This is a genomic window from Caballeronia sp. INML3B (genome assembly GCF_023631305.1).
Classification (GTDB): domain Bacteria; phylum Pseudomonadota; class Gammaproteobacteria; order Burkholderiales; family Burkholderiaceae; genus Caballeronia; species Caballeronia turbans.
This window is the reverse complement of sequence record NZ_JALQDI010000115.1, coordinates 1-249: the sequence shown is the minus strand read 5'-3', so window position 1 is coordinate 249 and position 249 is coordinate 1. Positions and strand designations below refer to the sequence as shown.

Below are 249 nucleotides of genomic sequence, written 5' to 3'. Positions count from 1 at the left end.
ATATAGAAGAATTACCACAAAAAGACATTGCGGAAATAATGAATTTATCGGTAAAAGCGGTGGAATCGCTGCTGCAAAGGGCCAAAATGAACCTCAGGAAGAAGTTATCGGCGGTATACGAAGGAAAGAACATAAATGAAAGTCTAAAATAACGTTATGGAACATAACACGCGTAAAGAACAATGGATAGGCGCAGTGCTGGCAAGCACTGAGGGCATGAAGCGTGCGCAACCTCAGGAGGGCTTGTAT

At 43.0% G+C, this 249-nt stretch carries 1 protein-coding gene; it reads left to right on the top strand.

Going from position 1 to position 249, the window contains the following annotated elements:
• Positions 1 to 2 precede the first annotated feature (2 nt).
• Positions 3 to 152, top strand: a complete 150-nt coding sequence (locus tag NCS58_RS34605) for an RNA polymerase sigma factor (RefSeq protein ID WP_409241834.1) — start codon at positions 3 to 5, stop codon at positions 150 to 152.
• Positions 153 to 249 lie beyond the last annotated feature (97 nt).